The sequence below is a fragment of the Streptomyces olivochromogenes genome (assembly GCF_021538895.1).
Taxonomy (GTDB): Bacteria; Actinomycetota; Actinomycetes; order Streptomycetales; family Streptomycetaceae; genus Streptomyces; species Streptomyces olivochromogenes_A.
On sequence record NZ_JADDRL010000065.1, the window covers coordinates 24,755 to 48,940 of the forward strand.

Genomic DNA, 24,186 nt, shown 5'->3' on the forward strand with positions numbered 1-24,186 from the left:
GGAGGGGCACATGGCCGAGCACGCGGCGGCGCCGACACCGCGGACCCGGCGCCGGCCGGCCGCCCGGCCGCCCGGCACCCGCGCCGACCGCCGCACCGGCCTCCTCGTCACCCTCGTCCTCGGCGGCCTCACCGCCACGCCCCCGCTGGCGATGGACATGTACCTCCCCTCCCTGCCGGAGGTCACCCGCTCCCTGCACGCATCCGCCGCGACCGTCCAGCTCAGCCTCACCGCCTGCCTGGCCGGAATGGCGCTCGGGCAGCTGGTCGTCGGCCCGATGAGCGACCGCTGGGGCCGCCGCCGCCCGCTGCTGGCCGGCCTCGCCGTCTACCTCGTCGCCACCGCCCTGTGCGCGCTCGCGCCCACCGTCGAGACCCTGATCGCCCTCCGGCTGGCGCAGGGTCTGTCCGGCGCGGCCGGGATCGTCATCGCCCGCGCCGTCGTCCGCGACCTCTACGACGGCGTGGCCATGGCCCGCTTCTTCTCCACCCTGATGCTGATATCCGGCGCCGCCCCGATCGTGGCCCCGCTGATCGGCGGGCAGATCCTGCGGGTGACGGACTGGCGGGGCGTCTTCGTCGTCCTGACGCTGATCGGGGCCGCGCTGGCCGCGCTCGTCTGGCTCCGGCTCCCCGAGACCCTCCCGCCCGCGGAACGCCACAAGGGCGGCGTCGCCGAGGCGCTGCGCGCCATGCGCGGACTGCTCGCCGACCTGCCCTTCACCGGCTGCATGCTCGCGGGCGGCTTCTCCAGCGCCGCGCTGTTCGCCTACATCTCGGCGTCCCCGTTCGTGATCCAGGAGATCTACGGCGCCTCCCCGCAGACCTTCAGCCTGCTCTTCGGCCTCAACTCGGTCGGCCTGGTCACCGCGGGGCAGATCAACGGCAAGGTGCTGGTCGGCCGGGTGCGCCTGGACAAGGTGCTCGCCACCGGCCTGTCGGTGATCGTCCTGGCCGCCACCGCCCTGCTGCTGATGTCCACCGGCGTCCTCGGGCACGTGGGCCTGGCCCCCGTCGCCGCCGCGCTGTTCGTGCTCATGTCCGCGATGGGCTTCACGCTCCCCAACACCACGTCCCTCGCCCTGATGCGCACCCGGCACGCGGCCGGCTCCGCCTCCGCGCTCCTCGGCACCTCCACCTTCCTCGTCGGCGCGGTCGCCTCCCCCCTCGTCGGCGTCGCCGGGGAGCACACCGCGGTGCCGATGGCGGTCGTCCAGCTGGGGGCGGCACTGGTGGCGCTGGCCTGCTTCGTGGGAATGTGCCGTCCCTGGACCACACACGCAGGGGCGGAAGGAGCGGGGAGCTGAGCGCACCGAGACTGCGCGTCGACACGCCGGAACGGGCCGGACTCGACCCCGCAGAACTGGGCCACCTCGTCCGCGAGGTCCACGACCTCACCGCCGGGGAGGACCCCTGGGCGGCGGGCGTGGTCGTGGTCGCCGGGCGCGGCCCGGTGATCGCCGTGCAGGAGGCGGCCGGCTGGGCGGTCCGGTACGCCGCGTACGACCCCGAGACCGACCGCGGCGTCGAGCTGCCGCGCCGGTCCCGGGTCCCGATGACCGTCGGCACCCCCTTCGACGTCGCCTCCCTCACCAAGCTGTGCACCGCCGTCGCCGCCGTGCAGCAGATCGAGCGGGGCACCCTCGGCATAGACGCGCGGGTCGGCGCCTACCTGCCGGAGTTCCACGCGGCCGCCCGGCACGGCATCACCGTGCGGCAGCTGCTCACCCACACCACCGGGCTGCGCCCCGAACTCCCGCTGTACGACTGCGCGACCGACGCGGAACGGCTGGAGCTGCTGCGGGCGGAGGCCCCGTCGAGCACACCGGGGACGTACCTCTACTCCGACCTGAACATGCTCCTGCTCCAGTACGTCCTGGAGCGCGTCACCGGCCGCACCCTCGACGTCCTCGTGCACGAGGGGATCACCCGGCCGCTCGGCATGAGCGCGACCGACTTCGGGCCGTGCCCCGGGGCCGCCGCCACGGAGGACCAGCGGCGGCCGTGGGCCAAGGCCGACCGGGGCATGCTGCGGGGCGTCGTCCACGACGAGAACGCGTGGGCGCTGGGCGGCGTCGCCGGCCACGCCGGCCTCTTCTCGACGGGGCGCGACCTCGCCGTGCTGTGCCGGGCGCTGCTGTCGGGCGGCGCGTACGGCCCGGCCCGTATCCTCGGCCCCGACTTCGTCGACCTGCTGCTGGCCCCGCCGGGCCTCGGGTTCGCGGTCGACCGGCCGTGGTTCATGGGGGAGCTGTCGGGCAAGGGAGCGGCGGGCCACACGGGCTTCACGGGCACCTCCCTGGTCCTGGACCCGGCGACGGACACGTTCCTGGTGCTGCTGGCCAACCGGGTGCATCCGTGCCGGCGGCCGCCGGACAGCCGGCCCCGGGCGGCCGCGGCCACACGGCTGGTCCGGGCGGTGCGGGGGACCTGAGAGAATCGGCGGGTGACCGTCCCCGTCTCCCCAGCCGACACGCTCCGCGGCTCACTCGCCGGACTGCTCGACGGACTGCCGCCCAAGCAGGCCGCCGCGGCCGTGGAGCGGCTGATCGCCAACTACCGCGGGGACACCCCGACCGACGCGCCGATCCTGCGGGACCGCGCCGACGTCGCCGCGTACGCCGCGTACCGGATGCCCGCGACCTTCGAGGCGGTGCGGGCGGCGCTGGAGGCGTTCGCGGATGCCGTGCCCGGCTGGGCGCCCGGCAGTCATGTGGACGTCGGGGGCGGGACCGGCGCGGCGACCTGGGCCGTCAGCGCGACCTGGGACGGGGTCCGGCCGGTGACCGTGCTGGACTGGGCCGAGCCCGCGCTGGCCCTCGGCCGGGAGCTCGCCGCCGCCAACCCGGCGCTGCGGGACGCCACCTGGCAGCGCTCTCGGATCGGAGCGGCGCTCACCATCGAGAGCACCGATCTCGTCACCGTTTCCTACGTCCTCAACGAACTCTCCGAGGCCGACCGCGCCGCCCTCGTCGACGCCGCCGCCGGAGCCGCGCGGGCCGTCGTGATCGTCGAGGCCGGCACCCCCGCCGGCTACGCCCGCGTCATCGAGGCCCGCCACCGGCTGATCGCCGCCGGCTTCCAGGTCGCCGCCCCCTGCCCGCACAGCGCCGCCTGCCCCATCGTCCCGGGCGAGGACTGGTGCCACTTCTCGGCCCGGGTCAGCCGCTCCTCCCTGCACCGCCAGGTCAAGGGCGGCTCGCTGCCCTACGAGGACGAGAAGTTCAGCTACGTCGCCGCCGTCCGCTTCCCGGCCGAGCCCGCCGCCGCCCGCGTGGTCAGGCGCCCCCAGATCCGCAAGGGGCAGGTGCTCCTCGACCTGTGCGAGGCCGAGGAGCGGATCCGCCGCACGACGGTCACCAAACGCCACGGCGACCTGTACAAGGCGGCCCGGGACGCGGACTGGGGCGACTCCTGGCCGCCGCCCGCCGAGGACGAGTAGGCCCGGCGCGCGGGCCGGTGACGTCAGCCCCAGCCGCGCTCACGAGACGCGCCGTCTCACCCCCCTGGTAGCTTCGCCCCATGGTCAAGAAGCCCGTCCCGGACGCCACCCGCCGCAGCGAGAAGTCCCGCCGCGCCATCTACGACGCCGCCCTCGCCCTGGTCGCGGAGGTCGGGTACCCGAAGACCACCGTCGAGGGGATCGCCGCCCGGGCCGGCGTCGGCAAGCAGACCATCTACCGCTGGTGGTCGGCCAAGGCGGACGTCCTGCTGGAGGCCTTCCTCGACCTGGGCGAGCAGGCGGCGCGGGCCGCCGGGCAGGAGCCGTACGAGTTCCCGGACACCGGTGACCTCGCCGCCGACCTCAAGGCGGTCCTGCGGGCCACCGTCGACGAGCTGCTCGACCCCCGCTTCGAGGCACCCTCCCGCGCCCTGGCCGCCGAGGGCGTGGTCAACGAGCAGCTCGGCCGCGAGTTCGTCGGCAAGCTCCTCGAACCCCAGCTCCAGCTGTACGTCGACCGGCTGCGCTCCGCCCAGGACAAGGGTCACGTACGGCCCGACATCGACCCGCACATCGCCCTGGAACTGTTCGTCTCGCCCCTGGCCCAGCGCTGGCTGCAGCGCACCGGCCCGATCTCGTACGCGTACACGGACACCCTCGTCGACTACGCGCTGGGCGGTCTGGCCCCGCGCTGACCCCTCGCGGCGGGCCGGAAGCCCGGCATGTCCCGACAAGGCCCCCCGGAGTACACGAAGGTGGGACCATGAGGCATGCTGTCCGCACAACAGCGAGGCGACCACCAAAACCAGGGGTGAGATGAGCGCGACGTTCGGTGGCCGGACCGGCCGGCAGGGCAAACTCTCCCAGTGGCTGCGCGGACGCCGCCGGCCGGAAGCCGGTGACGACGGCGGTCGTGAGGCCCTGCTGCTCGCCGCCGCCGGAGCGGGACTGCCCCTCGCGCCCGCCGCGCACCCGGCCCCCGGCTACCGCTGCTCCTGCGACCGCGTCGGCTGCCCCACCCCGGCCCGGCACCCGGTGTCCTTCGCCTGGCAGACGCAGTCCACCACCGACCGCGGTCAGATCGAGCGCTGGGCCCGGCACCAGCCGCAGGCCAACTTCATCACCGCGACCGGCATGCTGCACGACGTCCTCGACGTGCCCCTGGAGGCCGGCCGGGAGGCGCTGGACCGGCTGCTCGGCTCCGGCGTCGAGGTCGGCCCGGTCGCCGAGAGCGACGACGGCCGCATGCTGTTCTTCACCCTCACCCGCGGCACGCCCGAGGACGAGGACGAGTGGTGGCCCTGCGAGCTGGACTGCCGCCCCGAGACCATGGACGAACACCCCGGCCTGCGCTGGCACTGCCGCGGCTCCTACGTCCTCGTACCGCCGGCCCGGCTGCCCGGCGACGACCAGCGGGTGCGCTGGGTGCGCGGCCCGGAGCACCAGCTGCCCGATCCGCTGAGCCTGCTGGAGATCCTCACGGACGCCTGCGCCCGGCACGCGGGCGAGCGAGGGGACCACGCCGACTCGGCCTGGCCGCCGCGCCACTGAGAGCGTTCGCCGACCATCCGGCCCACCCGGCCCGCGCGACCGGGGCGGTCCCGGCTACTCGCCCTGCGCCGCCGTCAGCCCCTGGATGCGGCCCAGCATCGACACCTTGTCGCCGGCCGCGCCCTTCCGCGGGTCGAGAGCGACCTCGTTGGACACGAACTCCAGCGTCAGCGACTGCTTGACCTCGCCCTTCGTCAGGGCCCGCACGTCGTCGTTCGGGGCCGGGACGTCGGTGCCGGCGTAGGCGGTCTCCTTCTCGAAGTGGTGCGTGGTGAAGAACACCAGCGCCCCGCCGTCCGCCGTGCGCAGCGCCAGCGGCGCGTAGTCGCCGTCCGTGCGCGCCTCGTCGATGTACTGCGTGACCAGACCCGGCTTGCGGGCCTCCTTCGCGCGCGTCTGCCGCCAGCCGCTGGTGTGCTCGCCGTCCGCGAAGCCGCTCCCGCCGCTCTTCAGATACGTCGCGTACGTCCGGCTCAAGTCCTGTGGGGGCACGGCGAGTTCCGCCGTGGTGGCGGGTACGGCCTCGGCCCAGCCGTCCTTGTCCTTCTTGAACTCCGGCACGCCGTCCGGCCGTACGAGCGTCAGATACGCCACCTGGAACGGCTCGGACAGGCTGCCGCGGGTGAAGACGAACAGCCAGCGCGCGCTGCCGCCCTTGTTGGCGGCCGTGTCGGCGAGGAACCAGCGCGGCCAGCCGGCCTTCTTGGGGATCGTGAACTTGGTGTCCGACAGCTTCAGCGGCACGTACCCGCTGTTGCCGCCGGGGTTGTTCGCGTGCCCGGCACGCAGCCGGGCCCGGTCGATGTCGCCGAGGGCACCGGTGACGTAGTCCGCGTCCAGGGAACTGTCGAACGCCTGGTCCGCCTTGTTGTAGGCGTCCGTGAACCGTTCCAGCGCCTTCGCGGCCTCGGCGCGGGTGGAGGCGGGGAGCACCGCGCGCTCCCCGTGCACCACCACGCATCCGCTCGCCGTCAGCGACAGAGCGGTCAACGAGGCCGCTATCAGTGCGTTCCGGTCACGCCTGCGATGCCTTCGAGGGCTGCGATCCCTGGTCATCACGTGCCTTCACCTTCCCCTTCCCGGAGGCGAACCCTACCGGGGCGAGGAACAGCGCGAGCGTCGGGACCAGGTACAGCAGCCACACCGTGATCTGCAGGACGGTCGGGTCGGGCTGGAAGTTGAACACGCCCTTCAGCAGCGTCCCGTACCAACTGTCCGGCGGAATCGTGTCGCTGATGTCGAAGGCCAGGTCGCGCAGACCCGGGATCCAGTCGGCCTCCTGCAAGTCATGGACGCCGTACGCCAGTACGCCCGCCGCCACGACGACCAGCATGCCGCCGGTCCAGGTGAAGAACTTGGCGAGGTTGATCCGCAGGGCGCCCCGGTAGAACAGCCAGCCGAGGAATACGGCCGTGGCCAGGCCGAGTGCCACGCCGATCAGCGGGCGCGGGGTGCCGTCGCTGGCCGCGTGGACCGAGGCCCACACGAACAGGGCGGTCTCCAGGCCCTCCCGGCCGACCGCCAGGAAGGCGGTGGCGACCAGCGCGCCGGTGCCCATCGCCAGGGCCGCGTCCAGCCTTCCGTGCAGCTCCGACTTCAGGTGTCGGGCGGTGCGCCGCATCCAGAACACCATCCACGTCACCAGGCCCACGGCGACGATGGACAGGGATCCGCCGAGGGCCTCCTGCGCCTCGAACGTCAGCTCCTGGGAGCCGAATTCGAGCGCGCAGCCGAAGCCCATGGCGATGGCGACCGCGACCCCGATGCCGGCCCAGATGGGCTTCAGGGCGTCCTTGCGGCCCGTCTTGACCAGGTAGGCGATCAGGATGCAGACGACGAGGCTGGCTTCCAGGCCCTCGCGCAGGCCGATCAGATAGTTGGAGAACACGGGCTACGCCTCCTCGGAGAACAGCGTCCGGCCCCACCAGTCGCCCTTGTCCCGGACGCCGGGCGGAACCGCGAAGACCGCCGAACCCACGTGCTGGATGTACTCGTTGAGCGCGTCCTTCGCCGACAGCTGCCGCTGCAGCGGGATGAACCCCTTGCGTACGTCGCGCTGGTAGGCCAGGAAGAACAGGCCCGCGTCGAGGCGGCCGAGGCCGTCCGTGCCGTCGGTGAAGGAGTAGCCCCGGCGCAGGATCGTGATCCCGTTGTTGGAGTCGGGGTGCGCGAGCCGCACGTGCGCGTCCGGCTTCATCGCCTTCAGGAACGGCTTGTCGTGCTCCTTGGCCTTGCCGACCGGCGCGCCCTCGCCCTTGTCCCGGCCGAAGATGTCCTCCTGCTCCTGCAGGGAGGTGCGGTCCCAGGTCTCGATGTGCATCCGGATGCGCCGGGCGACCAGGTACGAACCGCCGGTCATCCAGGCCGAGTTCTTGTCGACGTCGCCGTCGCCGACCCAGACGAAGTTCTTGAGCCGGTCGGTCTCGGTGCCCGCGATGTTGCGGGTGCCGTCCTTGAAGCCCATCAGGTTGCGCGGGGTCTGCGCGTCCGGGGTGGTCGAGGAGGTCTTGCCGAAGCCGAGCTGCGACCAGCGGATGACGACCTTGCCGAAGCCGATGCGGGCCAGGTTGCGGATCGCGTGCACGGCGACCTGCGGGTCGTCGGCGCAGGCCTGGATGCACAGGTCGCCGCCGGTGCGGACGCGGTCGAGGTTGTCGCCGGGGAACTTGGGCAGGTCCACCAGCGCCGCGGGACGCCGGTCGGCCAGGTCGAACTTCTCGAACAGCGACGGACCGAAGCCGATCGTGAGCGTCAGCCGCGAGGGCTTGAGGCCCAGCGCCTCACCGGTGTCGTCCGGCGGAGCCTCGGCGAGACCGCCGTACGCGCCCTCGCCGACCGCCTGCCCGGCGGTCATCCGGCGCGCGGCCGCCGTCCAGTCCTTCAGCATCCGCACGAACTCGGCGCGGTCTTCCGTCTCCACGTCGAACGCGGCGAAGTGCAGCCGGTCCTGGACCGGCGTGGCGATGCCCGCCTGGTGCGCGCCGTGGAAGTCCACCGCGGCGCCCGCCTCGGCCGCCGCGGGGGCGACGTCGTTGCCGGTCTTCGCCATGGCCACGGCACCGCCGGCCGCGGCGGCACCGAGCGCGAGCCCGGCGCCGCCCCAGCCGATCAGCGAGCGGCGGGTGGGAGAGGTGCTGTTGCCCTGGGTTTCGCTCATGATTCGTCGCCTCCCTACTTCACAACGCTCGCGGCGAGCTTGGACAGCGGCTCGGCGAGGGCGTTCACCGCGTCCGACAGCTCCTTGCGCTGGTCCTTGGTGACCTTGTCGTACGAGATGAAGTCGTACGAGTTCTTGTCCGAGCGGTACTTGTCGAGCAGCGTGTCCAGCGCGCCGAACTGCTTGTCGAGCTCCTTGGTCAGCGCCGGGTCGTTCTTCGACGCGACCGGCTTGAGCAGCTCGTACGCCTTCTGGGCGCCCTCGACGTTGCCCTTGAAGTCGACCAGGTCGCTGTGCGAGTAGCGGTCCTCCTCGCCGGTGACCTTGCCGGTGGCGACCTCGTCGAGCAGCTCCTTGGCGCCGTTGGCCATGGAGGTCGGGGTGATCTCGGCCTTGCCGACCCGCTCCTGCCAGTCCTTCAGGTCGGTCACCAGCTGGTCGGCGAGGGTCTTCTCCTCGTCACCGATCTTCTTGTCCGCCCACAGGGCCTTCTCCAGACGGTGCCAGCCGGTCCACTTCTGGCCGTCCTCCAGGCCGTCCTCGCGGACGTCGACCTTGGGGTCGATGTCACCGAAGGACTCGGCGACCGGCTCGGTGCGCTCCCAGCCGAGGCGCGAGGGCGCGTACGCCTTCTGGGCGGCCTCCAGGTCGCCGGCCTTGATGGCCTTCACGAAGGTCTCGACGAGGGGCAGCGTGGCGTCGGACTGCTGCTGGGCGTACGCGCGGTAGTCGGCGACCGCCTGGTCGAGCCGCGGGTCCCGCTTGGCGGCCGAGCCGCCGGTGACCTTGAGGTCCTGGCGGATGCCGGTGCCCTTCATGCCGGGCTTGCAGGCGATCCGGTACGAGCCCGCCTTCACCTCGGCGGTGAGTCGCTGCTTGGTGCCGGGGCCGATGTTCTCGCGCTCGCTGACGATCCGGTCGTCCGGGAAGAGGAGGTAGACCTCGGTGACCTTGGAGCCCTTGTTGTCGATGGCGAGCTCGACGTGCCCGGCGGAGATCTCCTTCTTGGAGATCTCGCACTTGCTGTCGGTGGCGGTCACGTCGATGGCGCGGTCGCCCCCCTTGGCGTCGCTCTTCGCCGTGCAGGCCGTGAGGGCGGTCAAGGCCGCCGTGGCGACGGCGGCGGTGACGGTGAGTCGGGCGGCTCGCATGCAGGCTCCAAGCGGGGACGGTGTGGTGAGGCTGGCCTAACTTACCTGAGGCTAACCTCACCAATACCCACCCCATCGGGGATTCAGTGCGGACGGAAAGATCACAGACACGGCTTGATCTCGACGGCTCAAAATCGACCCCAAGCAATGGTCAAGGGAAGGCAAAGAGGTGCTGTACAGGGTCACCGGAGCCACCTGTGCGCGGCGCTCGCGGCACGACCGGCGCACCGAATCGTTACCCGGCGCACGAACGGGCTCCCGGACAAAGCGCGTTGGTCCGGACGAAACGCGTTCGCCCGGACGAAATCCGTTGGCCCGCCCGGGGCGTGCGCCCCCGAGAATGGCCCGCATGGACAGGGGACACCGGGAGTTGCTCGGCCGGGATCGACTGGTTCTCGACGTCCGGGACCGTCCCGGCCCGCCCCCGCTGCGGTTCGAGGCCACGGACGACGCGCGGCGCCGGCTGCTGCGTCAGGGGGAGCGCCCCCTGCTGCTGGGCGCGGCGACCGGCGACGGCTGCTGCCGGGACCTCCATCTGCACCGCCTGGCCGGCTACCGGTCACCGCTGCCGCCCCTGCGCTCCGCGGCGATGCGGTCGGGCGTCAACCAGGTCCACCAGTACGCGCGTTGGCTGGAGGACGCCCCGCAGGGCCCGCTGTGCGACGGACGCTGGGAGCTGTCCCGGCGCACCGTCTTCGCGCCGGGCGTCTGGGACGTCGACCTCGTGCGCGACTGGCCCGGCGGATGCCTTGAGCTGTGGTGCGGAGGCGGCTGGCACGGCGTCCTGCCGCTGCGGGAGCTCTCGACGCCCGACGCCCCGCGCGTGAAGGCCTACCGCAAGCACGCCCGCGAGGGCACGCTCGCGCCCGTGCTCCTGTGGTGGGTGTCCTTCCTGGACGGCTGGGCGATCCTCGACGGGCACGACCGGGCGGTGGCCGCGCTCACGGAGGGCCGCACCCCCGAGTGCGTGGTGCTGACCCGGGTGGTCGACGAGGACACCTGGCGCCGGCAGGCCGCGGAGCTGACCGAGGAGTGCGAATCCCGCACGGCCCCACTGGACGCCCGCCCCCACCCCGGCGCCGCACGCCACCGTGCCCTGATGGAGGAGGGCTTCGCCCACACCCTCGCCGAACTCCCGTACGAGGCGAGCTCGACCCCTTCCTGGCCGCTGCCCGGCGGCCGTGCGGACTGGGACCACCTCGCCGCCGCCGCGGTGTTTCAATTCCCAAGTGACTGACTACGACGTGCTGCGCGTCTTCTGCGCGGCCAATGGCGGCTACGGCAACGAACTCGGCGTCGTCCGCGACGGCTCCGTGCTGCCCGAACAGGGCGACCGGCAGGCGTTCGCGGCCAAGCTCGGCTTCAGCGAGACCGTGTTCGTGGACGACCCCGAGCGCGGGGTCGTCGACATCTACACCCCCACCCTGCGCCTGCCCTTCGCCGGGCACCCCTGCGTGGGCACGGCCTGGCTGCTGGACGTGCCCGAGCTGGTCACCCCCGCGGGAGTCGTCGGTGCCCGGCTGGACGGCGAGTTCAGCTGGATCGAGGCGCTCCCGGAGTGGGCCCCGCCGCGCACCCTGCGCCAGTACCCGAGCGCCGCCGAGGTCGACGCCCTGCCCGTCCCGCCGCCCGGCGAGTGGATCTACGCCTGGGCCTGGGAGGACGAGGCCGGGGGCCGCGTCCGGGCCCGGGCCTTCCCCGGCCGCGGCGACGGCATCGAGGAGGACGAGGCCACGGGCGCGGCGGCGCTGTTGCTCACCGCGCGGCTGGGCCGCGCGCTCAACATCACGCAGGGCGCCGGTTCCCAGATCCTCACGGCGCCGCAGCCGCACGGCTGGGTCGAGATCGGGGGACGGGTCTACCTGGAGCGCTGACGCGTCCGGCGGTTCTCACGCCGAGAGCGGGAACTCCTCGCCCAGCGCCCGGAACACCTCGGTGTTCAGCGCGAAGGCCCGCTTGCACTCGGCCACCATCCGCTGCTTGTCCAGGTCGTCGGCGCCGACCGCGTCCAGCAGTGCGCGGTAACCGCGCTTGAACGCGGCCGGGTTGGGGATCTCCTCGAACACATAGAACCGGACCCCGTCGCCCTTCTTCGCGAAGCCCCAGGTCCGCTCCGCCCGGTCGCGGATGATCTGGCCGCCGGACAGGTCGCCCAGATAGCGCGTGTAGTGATGGGCGACGTACCCGGCCGGCCACCGCTCGGCGCACTCCCGCGCCCGCTCCGCGTACGCCCGGGTGGCCGGCAGCGCGCCGAGGGTCGACCGCCAGTTTGGTCCCCGCAGATGCGCCAGGTCCCGCTCCAGCGCGGCCAGCCGGAACAGCTCCGGCCGGATGAAGGGCCCCGCCACCGGATCCGACGCCAGCCGCCCGGCCCCGGCCTCCAGCGCCTCGTACACGAACCACAGCTGCTCGGTGTAGCGCGCGTACGCCTCCACGCCGAGCCTGCCGCCGAGCAGGTCACTCATGAACGTCGAGGTCTCGGCGGCCACGTGCTGTTCATGGGACGCCGTACGGATCAGTGTCGAGAAGGAGTCCATGGGGCACATCCTCTAAGGTAAGGCTTACCTAAGTCAATGGATTTACCGACACCCTGTCGGTAAAAGTCTACAAGAAAGAGCCCGCCCTCCGGATGATCCGGAGGGCGGGCTCGGCGACCGACGGTCGAAGAAGGGGCGGGCGAGGGCCGGGGGAGGGTCAGGGCAGGGTCAGGATCTCCGCCCCCGTGTCCGTCACCACCAGCGTGTGCTCGAACTGCGCCGTCCGCCTGCGGTCCTTGGTCACGACGGTCCACCCGTCGTCCCACATGTCGTACTCGTGCGTCCCCAGCGTCAGCATCGGCTCGATCGTGAACGTCATCCCGGGCTGCATGACCGTCGTCGCGTGCGGGCTGTCGTAGTGCGGGATGATCAGCCCGGAGTGGAAGGACGAGTTGATGCCATGACCGGTGAAGTCCCGGACGACGCCGTACCCGAAGCGCTTGGCGTACGACTCGATGACCCGGCCGATGATGTTGATCTGCCGGCCCGGCTTGACCGCCTTGATCGCCCGGTCGAGCGACTCCCGGGTCCGCTCCACCAGCAGCCGCGACTCCTCGTCCACGTCACCCACGAGGTAGGTCGCGTTGTTGTCGCCGTGTACCCCGCCGATGTACGCCGTCACGTCCAGGTTGACGACGTCGCCGTCCCGCAGCACCGTCGAGTCCGGAATGCCGTGGCAGATGACCTCGTTGACGCTGGTGCACAGGGACTTGGGGAAGCCGCGGTAGCCGAGCGTGGACGGGTAGGCGCCGTGATCGCACATGTACGCGTGGGCGACCTTGTCCAGCTCGTCCGTGGTCACACCCGGCGCGATGAGCTTCGCGGCCTCCGCCATCGCCCGCGCGGCGATACGCCCGGCGACGCGCATCGCCTCGACGGTCTCGGGGGTCTGCACCTCCGGTCCGGTGTACGGCGTCGGCGCGGGCTTGCCGACGTACTCGGGGCGGCGGATGTTTCCGGGTACCGAACGAGTGGGAGAGAGCTCCCCTGGTACGAGCAGCGACTGGCCAGACATGTCAGCGAGTCTAACCAGCGGGCATGGGGGACCATGTCCAAGGCGAAAGGAGCCGGTCATGGCCCTGTTCAAGAAGCGGACGGTCGGAAAGCCCGGCGAGTGGTACTACTGCCTGGAGCACAAGAAGGTCGAGGAGGGTCCCGACTGCCCCGGCAAGGACCGTTTCGGACCGTACGCCACCCGGGCGGAGGCCGAACACGCGATGGAGTCCGCCCGCGAGCGCAACCTCCAGTGGGAGAACGACCCGCGCTGGCACGACGCGCCGGCCCCGAGCGCGGACGACGACTGATCAGGCCTCCGCGGCCTTCTCCGCCCGTGCCGTCCGCGAGGTCGCCGCGGCCGCCCGCCGCTCGCGCAGCCGCACCGCGTGCTCGTCGGTCCGCACGTCGTACGCCATCAGCTGCGGCAGGCCGAGCGCGAGCAGGCCCACCGCGCCCGCGCACAGCAGCCCGCCGGACCACACCGACGCCCGCACCCCCAGCCACGCGGCCGCCCCGCCCGCGCGGACCTGGCCGACCGTCGGCCCGACGGAGTAGGACAACAGCTCGATCCCCGCGAGCCGCCCGCGCAGCTCGTCGGGGATCGTCTGGCTCCACATGGCGCCGCGGAAGATCCCGCTCACCATGTCGCAGCAGCCGGCGACCGTGAGACACAGCAGGACCAGCCATACGTCGCCCACGGCACCGGCGGCCGCGACGGCCAGCCCCCACAGCGCGGCGGACAGCACCACCATCCGCCCGTGCCGGTGGATCCGCCCGGTCCAGCCGCTCGTCAGGCTCACCAGCAGCGAACCGAACGGCACCGCCGCATACTCCCCCATAGCCTTAAGGGCATGGGGGGACCCCCATGCCCCAACGACCACTCGGCGTCCAGCTCGTCCGCGAGGAACGGCAGGACGGCGAGCGGCATCGCGAGGAACATCGCGGCGAGGTCGACGGCGTACGTGCCGAGCAGGTCCTTGCGGCTCCAGGCGTACCGGGCGCCCTCCGCGATCGACCGCAGCGACGGCTTCGCGGCCTCGTGCGCCGCCGGGGAGGACGCGATGCGCACCATGAGGGCCACGGAGACGACGAAGGTGGCCAGATCCGCCGCGTACGCCGAGGAGGGCCCCGCGTACGCCACCACCACGCCCGCCACGGCCGGGCCCGCGACCCCGCCGACCGTCCAGCGCAGCGAGTTGAGCGAGGCCGCGGCCGGGAGGTGGTCGTGGGCGACGATCCGGGGCCACAGCGAGTCGAGCGCGGGCCGCTGCACGGAGTCCAGGGAGGCGGACAGCGCGGCGACCACGTACAGCGGCCAGACCGCAGGGTGCGGCAGCAGCGCGTTGCCCAGCAGCAGCACGCTCAGCAGGCCCTGCCCGGCCTCCGTCCACACGATCAGCCGCCGCTTGTCGAGCGCGTCGGCGAGCGCGCCGCCGTACAGCCCGAACACCAGCAGCGGCACCAGCTCCACGGCCCCGATCGCGCCCACCGCAGCCGCGCTCCCGGTGAGGTCCTTCAGCTGCACCGGCAGCGCGACGAAGGTGAGGAAGCTGCCGAAGTTGGTGATCAGCCCCGACACCCAGAGCTTGCGGAAGTCGGCGGAGGCCCGCCAGGGGGAGAGATCGGGGAGCACGGCACGCAAGCCGGTGGGGGCTGTGTCGGAGGAGTCGGTCACGAGTGGGCATGGTCGGACGGAGCGGGGGAGGCGGGCAACCGCTTTTTTTAGGCGCCGCCGGGAGGGCCGCCGCGTCGCCGGCGGCACGGAAACGGTGCGCCTCAGGCGGGCGGCCGGGTCACCAGGGGGCGGCAGGCGGTGCCGTGAGGGTCTCCGCCAGCCTCGACAGACGGTCCCGGAAACCCCGCCGGACCCGCGGCGAGTTCCCGTTCTCACCGGCCGCCGCGGTCACCAGGTGCTGCACGCTGTCCAGGTCCAGCGCCGCCCCCTCCGGCACGGCCAGCGTCTCGTGCGCCATCGCCTCCAGCTCGCCCCCGCCGCAGCCCAGCGTCAGCACGGTCACCCCGGCCCGCCGCGCGTCGTGCACCCGCTCCAGCAGCGGCGTGGGCTCCTCGGGCGCCACGACGAGCAGGGTCTCGCCCCGCCGCGCCGCCGCGATCCGGCCCGGCCCGACGGCCAGATGCGCCGGGTCGCTGGGGCGCGCGTCGTGCCGTACGAGCGTCGGGTTGAGCTCCGGCGTCCCCGACCACGCGGCCTCGTCCACCAGGTGCGCCGCCAGATGCCACGGCTCGTACTCCGGCGTGCCCACCAGCAACAGCCCGCCCCCGTGGGCCACCACGGACCCGCGCAGCACCCCGGCGAACCGCCGCGTGGCCCCCAACCACTCGGTCCCGGCGAGTACTTCGCGCAACAGCGCGACCCGTACGGCGTCCATACGTCCGCATCCTGCCGCAATCGGTCACTCGTGACGCGGAGTTCACCCCGAATTCGCCCAACGAGGGGAAGTTCCCGCCCATGACCGACGTCACCGTCCCCTTCAGAGCGGGTCGCGAGGGCTACGCGAGCTACCGGATCCCGGCGGTCGTGGCCACGGACTCCGGCACCCTGCTGGCCTTCTGCGAGGGCCGGGTCGGCTCCGCCAAGGACCACGGCGAGATCGACATCGTGCTCAAGCGTTCCACGGACGGCGGCCGCACCTGGGGCCCGCTCCAGGTCGCCGCGAGCAACGACAGGAACCTCGCGGGCAACCCGGCCCCCGTCGTCCTCGACACCGGCCGCGTCCTGCTCGTGCACGTCCGCGCCAGCGCCCTCGCCAGCGAGGACGCGATCCTGCGCGGCAAGGTCAAGACGGGCCAGGGGCGCCGCGTGTGGGTGCAGCACAGCGACGACGACGGCGCGACCTGGTCCGCGCCGAAGGAGATCACCTCTCAGGTCAAGCGGACGGGCTGGCGCTGGTACGCCACCACACCCGGCCACGCCCTCCAACTGCGCGGCGGCCGGGTCCTGGTCCCCGGCAACCACACCGTGCCGCCCACCGGCACCGACGTCGGCAACGAGCCCCGGTACAACAGCGGCCACTGCCTGCTCAGCGACGACCGCGGCCAGAACTGGTTCCTCGGCTACGTCGACGAGAACACCGACGGATACATCAACGTCAACGAGACCACCGCCGCCGAACTCCCCGACGGCCGCGTCTACTTCAACGCCCGCAACGACTCCCCGTCGCCCGGCAACCGTGCCGACGCCCACTCGAAGGATGGCGGGAAGACCCTGGTCAGACCCTTCCGGCCGCAGGCCGGCCTGCCCGCGCCGGTCTGCCAGGCCGGCGTGCTGCAGCTGCGCGACCCCGACGTGCTCCTCTACTCCGGCCCCGCCGACCCCGCCGCCCGCGCCCTGATGACCATCCGCGCCTCCGACGACGGCGGCACCACCTGGCGCCCGGTGTTCACCGTCGACGGCCTGCCCGCCGCGTACTCCGACCTGGTCCGGATCGACGAGGAGACCGTCGGACTCCTCTACGAGACCGGCGACTTCGGCCCCTACGAGACGGTCACTTTCCGCCGGGTGCCGATCTCGCGACTGCTCTGACCGGGTCGGGGAGCGGAGGCGGACGTAGAGTCGGCCGCATGACCTCTCACGACAGTGCACAGACGCCCGCCGCGACACCCGCTGTGACACCCGCGGGGACTCCCGCCAAGGACCCCTGGGACCTGCCCGACGTCTCCGGGCTCGTCGTCGGCGTGCTCGGCGGCACCGGGCCGCAGGGCAAGGGCCTCGCCTACCGCCTTGCCCGCGCCGGCCAGAAGGTGATCATCGGCTCCCGCGCCGCCGAGCGCGCCCAGGCCGCCGCCGACGAGCTCGGCCACGGCATCGAGGGCTTCGACAACGCCGAGGCCGCGCGGCGCAGCGACGTCGTGATCGTCGCCGTGCCCTGGGAGGGCCACGGCAAGACGCTGGAGTCCCTGCGCGAGGAGCTGGCCGGCAAGCTCGTCGTGGACTGCGTCAACCCGCTCGGCTTCGACAAGCAGGGCGCCTACGCGCTGAAGCCGGAGGAGGGCAGCGCCGCCGAGCAGGCCGCCGCCCTGCTGCCCGGCTCGCGGGTGGCCGCCGCCTTCCACCACCTGTCCGCCGTGCTGCTCCAGGACCCGGAGATCGAGGAGATCGACACCGACGTCATGGTCCTCGGCGAGGAGCGGGCCGACGTGGAGATCGTCCAGGCGCTGGCCGGACGCATCCCCGGCATGCGCGGCATCTTCTCGGGTCGCCTGCGCAACGCCCACCAGGTGGAGTCGCTGGTCGCGAACCTGATCTCCGTGAACCGCCGGTACAAGGCCCACGCGGGGCTTCGCGTCACCGACGTGTGAGCCGGGAGAGCGGATGGGGGACACTGGACGCCGTCACGCAGTGTCCCCCGACAGGAGCCCCCGCCATGCCCCCTTTGCCCCCAGCCAGCCCGACCCGGCGGCTCGCTGTTTACACCCTGGTCGTGTGCCTGCTCGCCGTCGCCGCGGCGGTCGTCTCCTTCGCCCAGGGCAGCTGGCTCGGGATCGTCTGGGTGCTGCTCGCGGGCCTGTCGTCCAACATGACCTGGTACTACCTCAAGCGCGGCAGGGCCGACCGGGACCGGTCCGTCACCGGCTGACCCCGCAGTACTCGTCCGTGCCCTGCCAGAACCGGTAGAGCTCCTGGCCGCAGTACTTGTCGACGTCCGTGATCCCCAGGTGGCGCAGGATCGCGTCGATCACGTCGAAGAACGCGCCGTTGATCGACGGCACCCACAGCAGCGCGATCACGAACAGCAGGCCGAACGGCGCGAACGGCTCCACCTGGCGCTTGACGTTGTACGACAGCCAGGGCTCGATCACGCCGTAGCCGTCCAGGCCGGGCACCGGCAGGAAGTTCAGGATCGCCGCCGTGACCTGGAGCAGCGCCAGGAAGGCCAGCGCGAACCGGAACTCCAGCGGCACGCCGTCCAGCGCACCGAGCCAGAACGGGGCCGTGCACACCGCCGCGAACAGGATGTTCGTCAGCGGACCCGCCGCCGAGATCAGGCTGTGCCGCCAGCGACCCCGGATGCGGTTGCGCTCGATGTACACCGCGCCGCCGGGCAGACCGATGCCGCCCATGATCACGAACAGCACGGGCAGCACGATGCTCAGCAGGGCGTGCGTGTACTTCAGCGGGTTGAGGGTGAGATAGCCCTTCGCGCCGACCGAGATGTCCCCGCTGTGCAGCGCGGTGCGGGCGTGCGCGTATTCGTGCAGGCACAGCGACACCACCCAGGCCGCCGTCACGAACAGGAACACGGCGAGACCGGGCTGCTGCGCGAACCCCGTCCAGGTGGCCCAGCCCGTGACGGCGGTGACGGCCGCGATCCCGAGGAAGACGGGACTGATCCGCCGGTCGCTGTGGCGGGTGGTGACGCTGGTCATGGATGCGCTCCTGTCGGGGCGGACGGGCCATGCGGTGGCGAGCCCGACCGTACCGGGCACGGAGGGAAAACGTCTCGCGGTCGGCCACCGGTTCCTGAAGGGTGGGGCCATGGCACTGATGCGGGTGTTCTACGAGTTCTGGCAGACGGAATGCTGCGGGACCCCGTTCGCGGTGGGGGACCGGGTCGGCCGGCGGCTGGTGACCGTCGGCCGGGACGACATCGACTCGGGGGACTGTGCGGAGGAGCTGCGGACGCATGGCGCGCCGTCCCGGGCGGAGAAGCACGGCGGCCCCGCGCACGAGACCGTCGGCCGCGTCCGCTCCGTCGACCTCGTCCACCAGGACCACGCGGAGCGCGCCCCGGGCGCGCACACCCTGGAACCCGTGCCCGGGACGCGGTCGCTCACACTTGTCGACGCGTGCCCGAAATGGTTCCGGCAGGAGGAGCCCCGCACGGAGGCGGGGCTGCGCCGCGCCCGGCGTACGACCGGTGTCCTCGTCACCCTGGACGTTGCGGACGCCGCACCGCCGGAACCCCGTGACCGGCCCTGACGACACCGGAGACAATGGACCCCGTGCGCTATCGCATCCTCGGTACCACCCAGGCGCTCCGCCCCGACGGCACGGCCGTTCCCGTGGGCGGAGCGCGGCTGCGTGCCCTGCTGACCGTGCTGGCCCTGCGACCCGGCCGCGGCGTGCCGGTGAGCGTGCTGGTCGACGAGGTGTGGGACGGGGACCCGCCCGCCGACGCGTCCGGGGCGCTGCAGGCCCTGGTCGGACGGCTGCGCCGGGCGCTCGGCGCGGACGCCGTCGCCTCGGCGGAGGGCGGCTACCGGCTCGCCGCCGTGCCCGACGACGTCGACCTGCACCGCTTCGAGCGGCTGACCGGCGACGGGCTGCGCGCCCTCGCCGACGACGACCCGGCGAAGGCGGCCGACGTGCTCGACGACGCGCTCGCCCTGTGGCGCGGGCCCGCCCTCGCCGACCTGCCCGACCGCACCGCCGAGGCGGCCCGCTGGGAGACCCGCCGCCTCGACGCCCTCCGCGCCCGGCACACCGCCGCGCTGGCCCTCGGCCGGGCCGAAGAGGCGCTGCCCGAACTCACCGCCCTGTGCGACAGCCATCCACTGGACGAGTCCCTCCAGGTCGTCCGCCTGCGCGCGCTGCGCGACGCCGGCCGCACGGCCCAGGCCCTGGCCGCCTACGAGGACGTACGCCGCCTCCTCGCGGACCGCCTCGGCTCCGACCCCGGGCCGGAACTGCGGGCCCTGCACACGGAACTCCTCAACCCGCCCGCCCCACGGCCCCGTCCGACACTCAACGGGACGCCACCGGAGCCGCACATGGACGCCGGTGCCGGTGCCGCGGATCGTGCCGGCGTCGGCCTGTCGTCCCGTGACCGTGCCCCGGGCCCCGACCACCCCCACGCTCCCGCCGGCGCGGTCCCCGACGACCTGCGCGGCGTCGAGGCGGCCGACGGCTCCGCCGCCTCCCTCAGTAATCTCCCCGCCCGCCTCACCTCCTTCGTCGGGCGGGAGGCGGACATCGATGCCATTCGGGGAGACCTCGCGGCCGCGCGGCTGGTGACCCTGCTCGGGCCCGGTGGGGCCGGCAAGACGCGGCTGTCTCTGGAGGCCGCCGAAGCCGTGCGGTACGCCGCCCGGGACGGGGTGTGGCTCGCCGAACTCGCGCCGGTCGACGACCCGGCCGCCGTACCGGAGGCCGTACTCACCGCGATCGGCGCCCGCGAGACCGTGCTGCACGGCGCCGGAGCCGAGAGCATGCGCGCCGTCAACGACCGCTACGACGACCCCGTCGAGCGGCTCGTGGAGCACTGCGGCAGACGCCGCATGCTCATCGTCCTCGACAACTGCGAACACGTGGTGGACGCGACCGCCCGCCTGGTGCAGCGGCTGCTGGCGAGCTGCCCCGAGCTGACCGTGCTGGCCACCAGCCGTGAACCCCTCGGCGTTCCGGGGGAGTTGCTGCGCCCGGTGGAACCGCTGCCGGAACCCGTCGCGCTGCGGCTGCTCGCCGACCGGGGCGCCGCCGCCCGCCTCGGCTTCGACCCCGGCGAGGACCCGGCGGCCTGCGCCGAGATCTGCCGCCGCCTGGACGGCCTGCCGCTCGCCATCGAACTCGCCGCCGCCCGCCTGCGCATGCTCACCCCGCGCCAGATCGCCGACCGGCTCGACGACCGCTTCCGGCTGCTGACCTCCGGCAGCCGCACCGTGCTGCCCCGCCAGCAGACCCTCAGGGCCGTCGTCGACTGGTCCTGGGACCTGCTCGACGAGGACGAACGGGACGTCCTGCGCCGCCTGTCGGTGTTCGCCGGCGGCTGCGACCTGGCCGCCGCCGAGGCCGTGTGCGGACCGGTCGCCCTCGACGCGCTCGGCTCCCTGGTCGACAAGTCCCTCGTGGTGGCCGCCTCGTCCCCCGAGGGCGGCATGCGCTACCGCCTCCTGGAGACCGTCGGCGAGTACGCGGGCGAGCGGCTCGACGAGGCCGGCCGGCGCGCGGAGGCCGAGCGCGCGCACCTGACGTACTACCGCGAACTCGCCCGCACCACCGACCCGTTGCTGCGCGGCCCCGAACAGCGCACCGCCATCGCCCGGCTCCAGCTGGAGTACGAGAACGTGCGCACCGCCCTGCGCCACGCCGTCACCGAGCGCGACGAGCAGGAGGCGCTCTGCCTGGTGCTCTCCCTGGTCTGGTACTGGCAGATGCGCGACCTGCGCATCGAATGCCGCACCTGGTGCAGCGAGGTCATGAACCTCGGCCCCGACCCCTTCACCGAGCCCGCCCGCCGCGCCGCCCCGCTCTGGCAGCGCTGCACCGACGTCCCGCCCCCGCTGACCGGCGAGCTCCTCGCCGAGGCCCGGCGCGGCCTCCACCTGGCCCACATGGCCTGCATGGACACGGAGCTGGACGCCTGGCAGACCCCCGAGGCGCAGGCCAAGCTGCGCACGATCAGCGAGGTCTACGAGCCCGGGATGCCGCAGACCTGCCGCGCCCCCGGAATGCTCTGGTTCTTCGCCGTGATGCTGATCGGCGACATGGACCGGCTCCGCACCATCATCAGCGCCACCGTCGACACCTCCCGGGCCACCCCGGGATTCGAGTGGGAACTGGCCGGCGGTCTGCAGATGCGCGCCAACATCCTGGCCAACCGCGCCGACTGGGCCGGCGACGCGACCCGTGACGCCGACGAGGCGCTGGAGATCTACCAGCGCCTCGGTGACGCCTGGGGCACCGCCGAGGCCCTGTCCGCGCGCGGCGAGGCCCGCGAGCGGCGCGGCGCCTACCTGCTCGCCGCCGCCGACTACGAGGCGGCCATGGAATGCGCCGAACGGCTCGGCGCCCGCGCCCAGCGGACCGTCCTCGGCGCCCGCCTCGGCAGCGCGCTGCTGGAGGGCGGCGAGACCGAGCGGGGCGAGCGCCTGCTGTGGGAGGTGGTCGCCGAGAAGGAGGGCACGTCCAACGAGGCGATGCCGGCCGCCCGGCTCTTCCTGGCCGGCTGGCTCGGGCTCACCGGCCGGGTGCCCGAGGGGCGCGAGCAACTGCGCCTGCTGCGCGAGGGGTTCCGGATCGCCCACTGGGTCATCTTCGACGCCTTCATCCTCGGCGCGGAGGCCTGGCTGGACGCGGCGGAAGGCCGCTACGAGGACTGCCTGGACCGGTCCCGGCAGGCGCTGCGGCGCGCCGACGAGCCGCTGTCCCGCAACATCGCGCCCCACATGCGCTCGTTCTACCTGACGATCGCCGCCGTGGGTCTCACCGGCGGCGACGACGGTGCCCGCGCCGCCGACGCCGTGCGCTGTCTCGGGGCCGCCGACGCGCTCCTGCCGCCCGGCCACGTACCGATCCGGCTGGAGCGCGAGGTGCGCGAGCGGTCCGAGACCCGGGCGCGGGCCGTGCTCGGCGAGGCCGCGTACGAGGCCGCGTACGCCGAGGGCGGCGGCCTCCCCTACGAGGAGGCCGCCGCCCTGGTCTGACGCGGACCGACGATCCGGGGGCCGGCGTCAGCTCTTGGTGCGGAACTTGTGGATCGCGACCGGCGCCATCACCGCGGTGAGACCCGCCGACCAGGCCAGGGTCACCCACAGGCCGTGGGTCACCGGGCCGCCGACCATCAGGCCGCGCGCGGTGTCCGCCAGCGCGGACAGCGGGTTGTAGTCGGTGAAGTTCTGCAGCCAGCCCGGCATCGACTTGGTCGGCGCGAAGATGGACGAGCCGAACTGCAGCGGCATCAGCACCAGGAAGCCCATGGCCTGCACGGACTGTGCGGTCTTCATCATCACGCCGAGGGTGAGGAACACCCACATCAGGGCCGAGCCGAACAGCACGGACAGGCCCACCGCGCCGAGCAGCCCGACCCAGTGGGTGATGTGGAAGCCCACGAGGACGCCGACGATCATGAGGACCACGGTCGCGAACAGCATGCGCATCAGCTCGACCGCGATCTTGGCGAACAGCACCGAGCCGCGCCCGATCGGCAGGGACCGGAAACGGTCCATGACACCGGAGTTGAAGTCCGTGTTGAAGCCGGTGCCCACGCCCTGGGCCATGTTCATGCCCATCATGGCCATCAGGCCGGGCACGACGTACTGCACGTACCGCTCCTGGCCGCCGCCCAGGGACTGGCCGATGGAGCCGCCGAAGACGTACACGAACAGCAGGGTGAAGATCACCGGGAACAGGACGGCGTCGAACATCGACTCCGGGTCCTGCCGGATCCACAGCAGGTTGCGGCGGATCAGCGCGCCGGTGTGGCGCAGGTGCGCCCGCAGTGAGATCGGTGTGTCGGCCTTCGCGGCGGCCGGGGACAGGGTGTTCGAAGGGGCGGCGCGAAGCGCCTCGTTCAGGGTGGTGGTGGGCGACGGGTGGGCGCTCATACGGCGACCTCCTCGCGGGTCTCGACGGGCGCGGCGTCCTGCGGGGCACCGGCACGGTGGCCGGTGAGGGACAGGAACACCTCGTCCAGGCTGGGCAGTTCGGTGGTGATGGAGGAGATGGTGATGCCGCGCGCGGTGACCGCGCCGACCACGGCCGTCAGCTGCTCGTCGCTGAGGATCGGCACCAGCAGGCTGCCGCTCTCGCTGTCCACGGTCGTGGCGGCGAGGCCGGTGATGCCCAGTTCGTCGAGCATCCCGGCGAGCGGGCGCAGCTCCATCGGGTCCGCGGGCCGGACGCGCAGGGTGCGTCCGCCGACCCGGGCCTTCAGCTCCTCGATGCCGCCGTTCGCGATGACCTTGCCGCGGTCCACGACGGTCAGCTCGGAGGCGAGCTGCTCGGCCTCCTCCATGTACTGGGTGGTCAGCAGGACGGTGACCCCGTCCCCGACCATGGCCTTGACCTCGTCCCACACCTCGTTGCGGGTACGGGGGTCCAGTCCCGTCGTCGGCTCGTCGAGGTAGAGCACGGCCGGCCGGCCGATCATCGAGGCGGCCAGGTCCAGGCGCCGCCGCATACCGCCGGAGTACGTCCCCGCGGGCCGCCTGGCGGCCTCCGTCAGCGAGAACCGCTCCAGCAGCTCGTCGGCGCGGGTGCGGGCCTCCTTGCGGGGCAGGTCGAGCAGCCGCCCGATCAGGTACAGGTTCTCCCAGCCCGGGAGCTTCTCGTCCACCGAGGCGTACTGGCCGGTGAGCCCGATCACCCGGCGCAGCTGCCGGGGCTGGCGCACGACGTCGTATCCGGCGACGGTCGCCTGTCCCGCGTCGGGGGCCAGCAGGGTGGAGAGAATGCGTACGAGGGTGGTCTTGCCGGCTCCGTTCGGCCCGAGCACACCCATCACGGTGCCCTCGCGCACATCCAGGTCGACCCCGTCCAGCGCCTTGGTCTCGCCGTAGTGCTTGACCAGCCCCCGCACGGTCACGGCGTTGCCTCCGCCGAGGGGGTTCTTGTCGATTCGCGTCATGCCCATGAAGGTGTCAGGCCCGACCGACAAAGCACCGACAGGGCGCC

The 24,186-nt window shown here is 72.9% G+C and carries 23 protein-coding genes and 1 pseudogene; 13 read left to right on the plus strand and 11 right to left on the minus strand.

Annotation, left to right across the window (positions count from 1 at the left end):
* Positions 1–10: 10 nt before the first annotated feature.
* The 5 genes from IPZ69_RS28805 to IPZ69_RS28825 all read left to right on the plus strand — a co-directional run bounded on the left by IPZ69_RS28805 (position 11) and on the right by IPZ69_RS28825 (position 4,992).
* The gene (locus IPZ69_RS28805; protein ID WP_235457510.1) at positions 11–1,306 is read left to right on the plus strand and encodes a multidrug effflux MFS transporter; all 1,296 of its coding nucleotides are present in this window, start codon (positions 11–13) and stop codon (positions 1,304–1,306) included.
* Positions 1,258–2,433, plus strand: a complete 1,176-nt coding sequence (locus IPZ69_RS28810) for a serine hydrolase domain-containing protein (protein WP_235457511.1) — start codon at positions 1,258–1,260, stop codon at positions 2,431–2,433. Before IPZ69_RS28805 ends, IPZ69_RS28810 begins: the two co-directional genes overlap by 49 nt.
* 12 nt (positions 2,434–2,445) lie before the next feature.
* Positions 2,446–3,441 (plus strand): small ribosomal subunit Rsm22 family protein, encoded by a 996-nt coding sequence (locus IPZ69_RS28815; RefSeq protein WP_235457512.1) that lies wholly within the window; start codon positions 2,446–2,448, stop codon positions 3,439–3,441.
* An 80-nt stretch (positions 3,442–3,521) separates the two neighbouring features.
* Entirely contained in the window at positions 3,522–4,136 is a 615-nt protein-coding gene (locus tag IPZ69_RS28820; protein WP_235457513.1) for a TetR/AcrR family transcriptional regulator, read from the plus strand.
* A gap of 121 nt (positions 4,137–4,257) precedes the next feature.
* Entirely contained in the window at positions 4,258–4,992 is a 735-nt protein-coding gene (locus IPZ69_RS28825) for a bifunctional DNA primase/polymerase (RefSeq protein ID WP_235457514.1), read from the plus strand.
* 54 nt (positions 4,993–5,046) lie between these two features.
* Here IPZ69_RS28825 and IPZ69_RS28830 read toward each other — a convergent pair whose 3' ends face one another.
* From IPZ69_RS28830 to efeO, 4 genes are read right to left on the minus strand one after another with little or no spacing between them, the layout of a single operon-like run.
* Positions 5,047–6,048 carry a hypothetical protein gene (locus IPZ69_RS28830; protein WP_235457515.1) on the minus strand — a complete coding sequence of 334 codons (1,002 nt, stop codon included), beginning with the start codon at positions 6,046–6,048 and terminating at the stop codon, positions 5,047–5,049.
* Complete coding sequence (gene efeU / locus IPZ69_RS28835) at positions 6,008–6,880, minus strand: iron uptake transporter permease EfeU (protein WP_235457516.1); 873 nt, start codon at positions 6,878–6,880, stop codon at positions 6,008–6,010. Before efeU ends, IPZ69_RS28830 begins: the two co-directional genes overlap by 41 nt.
* A gap of 3 nt (positions 6,881–6,883) precedes the next feature.
* Positions 6,884–8,149 carry an iron uptake transporter deferrochelatase/peroxidase subunit gene (gene efeB, locus IPZ69_RS28840; protein WP_235457517.1) on the minus strand — a complete coding sequence of 422 codons (1,266 nt, stop codon included), beginning with the start codon at positions 8,147–8,149 and terminating at the stop codon, positions 6,884–6,886.
* A gap of 14 nt (positions 8,150–8,163) precedes the next feature.
* Positions 8,164–9,300, minus strand: coding sequence for an iron uptake system protein EfeO (gene efeO / locus IPZ69_RS28845; protein WP_235457518.1), 1,137 nt, complete (start codon positions 9,298–9,300; stop codon positions 8,164–8,166).
* Positions 9,301–9,649: 349 nt separating this feature from the next.
* Between efeO and IPZ69_RS28850 the strand changes: the two genes are divergently transcribed.
* Entirely contained in the window at positions 9,650–10,537 is an 888-nt protein-coding gene (locus IPZ69_RS28850; RefSeq protein ID WP_235457519.1) for a hypothetical protein, read from the plus strand.
* Positions 10,530–11,174 (plus strand): PhzF family phenazine biosynthesis protein, encoded by a 645-nt coding sequence (locus IPZ69_RS28855; protein ID WP_235457520.1) that lies wholly within the window; start codon positions 10,530–10,532, stop codon positions 11,172–11,174. The genes IPZ69_RS28850 and IPZ69_RS28855 overlap by 8 nt, the downstream gene beginning before the upstream one ends.
* Positions 11,175–11,189: 15 nt before the next feature.
* Here IPZ69_RS28855 and IPZ69_RS28860 read toward each other — a convergent pair whose 3' ends face one another.
* Both IPZ69_RS28860 and map read right to left on the minus strand, forming a co-directional pair.
* Positions 11,190–11,837 (minus strand): biliverdin-producing heme oxygenase, encoded by a 648-nt coding sequence (locus IPZ69_RS28860; protein ID WP_235457521.1) that lies wholly within the window; start codon positions 11,835–11,837, stop codon positions 11,190–11,192.
* Between the two features lie 157 nt (positions 11,838–11,994).
* Positions 11,995–12,852, minus strand: a complete 858-nt coding sequence (map, locus tag IPZ69_RS28865; protein ID WP_235457523.1) for a type I methionyl aminopeptidase — start codon at positions 12,850–12,852, stop codon at positions 11,995–11,997.
* A gap of 58 nt (positions 12,853–12,910) precedes the next feature.
* Here map and IPZ69_RS28870 point away from each other — a divergent pair, with 58 nt between their 5' ends.
* Positions 12,911–13,141 carry a hypothetical protein gene (locus IPZ69_RS28870; protein WP_235457525.1) on the plus strand — a complete coding sequence of 77 codons (231 nt, stop codon included), beginning with the start codon at positions 12,911–12,913 and terminating at the stop codon, positions 13,139–13,141.
* Here the strand turns inward: IPZ69_RS28870 and IPZ69_RS28875 are convergent.
* Together IPZ69_RS28875 and IPZ69_RS28880 are read right to left on the minus strand one after the other, a co-directional pair.
* A pseudogene (locus IPZ69_RS28875) lies at positions 13,142–14,508 on the minus strand (MFS transporter).
* 118 nt (positions 14,509–14,626) lie between these two features.
* Entirely contained in the window at positions 14,627–15,223 is a 597-nt protein-coding gene (locus IPZ69_RS28880; protein ID WP_235457526.1) for a hypothetical protein, read from the minus strand.
* Positions 15,224–15,303: 80 nt separating this feature from the next.
* On the opposite strand from IPZ69_RS28880, the gene IPZ69_RS28885 reads away from it, so the two are divergent.
* The 3 genes from IPZ69_RS28885 (at position 15,304) to IPZ69_RS28895 (ending at position 17,431) form a co-directional block, all read left to right on the plus strand.
* Positions 15,304–16,377, plus strand: a complete 1,074-nt coding sequence (locus IPZ69_RS28885) for a sialidase family protein (protein ID WP_235457527.1) — start codon at positions 15,304–15,306, stop codon at positions 16,375–16,377.
* Positions 16,378–16,415: 38 nt separating this feature from the next.
* Positions 16,416–17,153, plus strand: a complete 738-nt coding sequence (gene npdG / locus IPZ69_RS28890; RefSeq protein WP_235457528.1) for an NADPH-dependent F420 reductase — start codon at positions 16,416–16,418, stop codon at positions 17,151–17,153.
* Between the two features lie 65 nt (positions 17,154–17,218).
* Positions 17,219–17,431 carry a hypothetical protein gene (locus tag IPZ69_RS28895; protein ID WP_235457529.1) on the plus strand — a complete coding sequence of 71 codons (213 nt, stop codon included), beginning with the start codon at positions 17,219–17,221 and terminating at the stop codon, positions 17,429–17,431.
* Here IPZ69_RS28895 and IPZ69_RS28900 read toward each other — a convergent pair.
* Positions 17,421–18,221, minus strand: a complete 801-nt coding sequence (locus IPZ69_RS28900) for a site-2 protease family protein (RefSeq protein WP_235457530.1) — start codon at positions 18,219–18,221, stop codon at positions 17,421–17,423. The two genes, IPZ69_RS28895 and IPZ69_RS28900, sit on opposite strands and share 11 nt — an antisense overlap.
* Positions 18,222–18,330: 109 nt before the next feature.
* Here IPZ69_RS28900 and IPZ69_RS28905 point away from each other — a divergent pair, with 109 nt between their 5' ends.
* Together IPZ69_RS28905 and IPZ69_RS28910 are read left to right on the plus strand one after the other, a co-directional pair.
* Entirely contained in the window at positions 18,331–18,774 is a 444-nt protein-coding gene (locus IPZ69_RS28905) for a DUF6578 domain-containing protein (RefSeq protein ID WP_235457531.1), read from the plus strand.
* A gap of 14 nt (positions 18,775–18,788) precedes the next feature.
* Positions 18,789–22,217 carry an AfsR/SARP family transcriptional regulator gene (locus IPZ69_RS28910; RefSeq protein ID WP_235457532.1) on the plus strand — a complete coding sequence of 1,143 codons (3,429 nt, stop codon included), beginning with the start codon at positions 18,789–18,791 and terminating at the stop codon, positions 22,215–22,217.
* Between the two features lie 27 nt (positions 22,218–22,244).
* On the opposite strand, the gene IPZ69_RS28915 is transcribed toward IPZ69_RS28910, so the two are convergent.
* Together IPZ69_RS28915 and IPZ69_RS28920 are read right to left on the minus strand one after the other, a co-directional pair.
* Positions 22,245–23,117, minus strand: coding sequence for an ABC transporter permease (locus tag IPZ69_RS28915; protein WP_235457533.1), 873 nt, complete (start codon positions 23,115–23,117; stop codon positions 22,245–22,247).
* Positions 23,114–24,139, minus strand: a complete 1,026-nt coding sequence (locus IPZ69_RS28920) for an ATP-binding cassette domain-containing protein (protein ID WP_235457535.1) — start codon at positions 24,137–24,139, stop codon at positions 23,114–23,116. Before IPZ69_RS28920 ends, IPZ69_RS28915 begins: the two co-directional genes overlap by 4 nt.
* Positions 24,140–24,186: the final 47 nt, after the last annotated feature.

Excerpts from the sequence above, each read along its gene's own strand:
- IPZ69_RS28900 (WP_235457530.1), bottom strand. The coding sequence starts at position 18,221 with ATGACCAGCGTCACCACCCGCCACAGCGACCGGCGGATCAGTCCCGTC.
- IPZ69_RS28880 (WP_235457526.1), bottom strand. The coding sequence starts at position 15,223 with ATGGACGCCGTACGGGTCGCGCTGTTGCGCGAAGTACTCGCCGGGACC.
- IPZ69_RS28805 (WP_235457510.1), top strand. The coding sequence starts at position 11 with ATGGCCGAGCACGCGGCGGCGCCGACACCGCGGACCCGGCGCCGGCCG.
- IPZ69_RS28905 (WP_235457531.1), top strand. The coding sequence starts at position 18,331 with ATGGCACTGATGCGGGTGTTCTACGAGTTCTGGCAGACGGAATGCTGC.
- IPZ69_RS28895 (WP_235457529.1), top strand. The coding sequence starts at position 17,219 with ATGCCCCCTTTGCCCCCAGCCAGCCCGACCCGGCGGCTCGCTGTTTAC.
- IPZ69_RS28920 (WP_235457535.1), bottom strand. The coding sequence starts at position 24,139 with ATGACGCGAATCGACAAGAACCCCCTCGGCGGAGGCAACGCCGTGACC.
- IPZ69_RS28885 (WP_235457527.1), top strand. The coding sequence starts at position 15,304 with ATGACCGACGTCACCGTCCCCTTCAGAGCGGGTCGCGAGGGCTACGCG.
- IPZ69_RS28860 (WP_235457521.1), bottom strand. The coding sequence starts at position 11,837 with ATGGACTCCTTCTCGACACTGATCCGTACGGCGTCCCATGAACAGCAC.
- efeB (WP_235457517.1), bottom strand. The coding sequence starts at position 8,149 with ATGAGCGAAACCCAGGGCAACAGCACCTCTCCCACCCGCCGCTCGCTG.
- IPZ69_RS28830 (WP_235457515.1), bottom strand. The coding sequence starts at position 6,048 with ATGACCAGGGATCGCAGCCCTCGAAGGCATCGCAGGCGTGACCGGAAC.
- efeO (WP_235457518.1), bottom strand. The coding sequence starts at position 9,300 with ATGCGAGCCGCCCGACTCACCGTCACCGCCGCCGTCGCCACGGCGGCC.
- IPZ69_RS28825 (WP_235457514.1), top strand. The coding sequence starts at position 4,258 with ATGAGCGCGACGTTCGGTGGCCGGACCGGCCGGCAGGGCAAACTCTCC.
- IPZ69_RS28820 (WP_235457513.1), top strand. The coding sequence starts at position 3,522 with ATGGTCAAGAAGCCCGTCCCGGACGCCACCCGCCGCAGCGAGAAGTCC.
- map (WP_235457523.1), bottom strand. The coding sequence starts at position 12,852 with ATGTCTGGCCAGTCGCTGCTCGTACCAGGGGAGCTCTCTCCCACTCGT.
- IPZ69_RS28910 (WP_235457532.1), top strand. The coding sequence starts at position 18,789 with ATGGACCCCGTGCGCTATCGCATCCTCGGTACCACCCAGGCGCTCCGC.
- IPZ69_RS28915 (WP_235457533.1), bottom strand. The coding sequence starts at position 23,117 with ATGAGCGCCCACCCGTCGCCCACCACCACCCTGAACGAGGCGCTTCGC.
- IPZ69_RS28850 (WP_235457519.1), top strand. The coding sequence starts at position 9,650 with ATGGACAGGGGACACCGGGAGTTGCTCGGCCGGGATCGACTGGTTCTC.
- IPZ69_RS28870 (WP_235457525.1), top strand. The coding sequence starts at position 12,911 with ATGGCCCTGTTCAAGAAGCGGACGGTCGGAAAGCCCGGCGAGTGGTAC.
- npdG (WP_235457528.1), top strand. The coding sequence starts at position 16,416 with ATGACCTCTCACGACAGTGCACAGACGCCCGCCGCGACACCCGCTGTG.